Below are 2,185 nucleotides of genomic sequence, written 5' to 3'. Positions count from 1 at the left end.
ATCGCCAACAACGTGATGCAACTCGATGCGCGCCGGGCTACTCCCGCCGTGCTCAACAACGATGGCCTGGACTACGTCCCGACCAACAAACACATTCTTTTCGGCCACCACTTCGCGGCCATTGCCGGTGCGGGGCCGCTGGTCGGGCCGGTGCTGGCGGCGCAGATGGGCTACCTGCCCGGTACGCTCTGGCTGATCGCCGGCGTGGTGTTGGCCGGTGCGGTGCAGGACTTCATGGTCCTGTTCCTGTCCACCCGCCGCAACGGGCGTTCCCTGGGTGACATGGTCCGTGAAGAAATGGGCCGCATCCCCGGCACCATCGCGCTGTTCGGCTGCTTCCTGATCATGATCATCATCCTCGCGGTGCTGGCGCTGATCGTGGTCAAGGCCCTGGCCGAGAGCCCGTGGGGCATCTTCACGGTGATGGCGACCATCCCGATCGCGATGTTCATGGGCATCTACATGCGCTACATCCGCCCGGGCCGCATCGGTGAAATCTCGCTCATCGGCGTGCTGTTGCTGCTGGGCTCGATCTGGCTGGGCGGGCAGATCGCTGCCGATCCGGTCTGGGCCAAGGCCTTTTCCTTCACCGGGATCCAGATTACCTGGATGCTGATCGGCTACGGTTTTGTCGCGGCGGTGCTGCCGGTGTGGCTGATCCTGGCGCCGCGGGACTACCTGTCGACCTTCCTCAAGATCGGCACCATCGTTGCCCTGGCGATCGGCATCCTGGTCACCATGCCCGAGCTGAAAATGCCGGCGCTGACCCAGTTCACCGACGGCACCGGGCCGGTATGGAAGGGCGGCCTGTTCCCGTTCCTGTTCATCACCATCGCCTGCGGCGCGGTCTCGGGCTTCCACGCGCTGATCTCCTCGGGCACCACGCCCAAGCTCTTGGATAACGAAACCAACGCCCGCTACATCGGTTACGGCGGCATGCTGATGGAGTCCTTCGTGGCGATCATGGCCATGGTCGCGGCTTCGGTCATCGAGCCGGGCGTGTACTTCGCCATGAACAGCCCGGCGGCGATCGTCGGCGGTGACGTGGTGGCCGTGGCCCAGACCGTCAGCAGCTGGGGTTTTGCAATCACCCCCGAGGCGCTGCAAGCGGTGGCCAAGGACATCGGCGAGACCACTGTGCTGGCCCGTGCCGGCGGTGCGCCGACCCTGGCGGTCGGGATCGCGCAGATCCTGCACTCGGTGCTGCCGGGTGAGAACACCATGGCGTTCTGGTACCACTTCGCGATCCTGTTCGAAGCGCTGTTCATCCTCACCGCGGTGGACGCCGGCACCCGTGCCGGGCGGTTCATGCTGCAGGACTTGCTGGGTTCGTTCGTGCCTTCGCTCAAGCGCACCGAATCCTGGCCGGCCAACCTGATCGCCACCGCCGGTTGCGTAGCGATGTGGGGTTACCTGCTGTACCAGGGCGTGATCGATCCGCTGGGCGGCATCAACACCTTGTGGCCGCTGTTCGGCATCTCCAATCAGATGCTGGCCGGTATCGCCCTGATGCTCGCCACCGTGGTCCTGATCAAGATGAAGCGCCAGCGCTACGTCTGGGTGACCATGCTGCCGGCGGTCTGGCTGCTGATCTGCACCACCACCGCGGGCCTGATCAAGCTGTTCGACGCCAACCCGGCGATCGGCTTTTTGGCCCTGGCGCGCAAATACAACGATGCCCTGGCCGCCGGCCAGGTCCTGGCCCCGGCCAAGAGCATCGAGCAGATGCAGCACGTGGTGTTCAACGCCTACACCAACGCGACGCTGACGGCCTTGTTCCTGTTCGTGGTCTTCAGCATCCTGTTCTACGCGCTCAAGGTCGGTATCGCCGCCTGGGGCACCAAGGAACGCACGGACAAGGAAGCGCCATTCCAGGCCTTGCCGGACGCTTGATAGGGGATTGCAACGATGTTCAATGACTTGAGTCGCCTGGGTAAATACCTCGGTCAGGCCGCCCGCCTGATGGTCGGAATGCCCGACTACGACAACTACGTCGAGCACATGCAAACCAAGCACCCGGACAAACCGTTGATGGACTACGAGGCGTTCTTTCGCGAACGCCAGGAGGCCCGTTACGGTGGCAAGGGTGGGCCCAAGTGCTGTTGAGTTGAGGTAGCCTCGAACCCCATGTGGGAGCGGGCTTGCTCGCGAAGGCGGTGGATCAGCAGCATTGATGTTGACTGAC

The 2,185-nt window shown here is 63.8% G+C and carries 2 protein-coding genes; both read left to right on the top strand.

Features of this window, described 5'->3' with window-relative positions; translation table 11 throughout:
* The coding region (locus tag F7R20_RS31350; RefSeq protein ID WP_114731659.1) for a carbon starvation CstA family protein at positions 1-1,893 on the top strand (1,893 nt) is incomplete at its 5' end.
* A 15-nt stretch (positions 1,894-1,908) separates the two neighbouring features.
* Positions 1,909-2,106 (top strand): YbdD/YjiX family protein, encoded by a 198-nt coding sequence (locus F7R20_RS31345; protein WP_003201656.1) that lies wholly within the window; start codon positions 1,909-1,911, stop codon positions 2,104-2,106.
* Positions 2,107-2,185 lie beyond the last annotated feature (79 nt).

The sequence above is a fragment of the Pseudomonas brassicacearum subsp. brassicacearum genome (assembly GCF_008801605.1).
Lineage (GTDB): Bacteria > Pseudomonadota > Gammaproteobacteria > Pseudomonadales > Pseudomonadaceae > Aquipseudomonas > Aquipseudomonas brassicacearum.
The sequence above is the reverse complement of the archived record's forward strand: the minus strand, read 5'-3'. Positions and strand labels throughout refer to the sequence as shown.

Excerpts from the sequence above, each read along its gene's own strand:
- F7R20_RS31345 (WP_003201656.1), top strand. The coding sequence starts at position 1,909 with ATGTTCAATGACTTGAGTCGCCTGGGTAAATACCTCGGTCAGGCCGCC.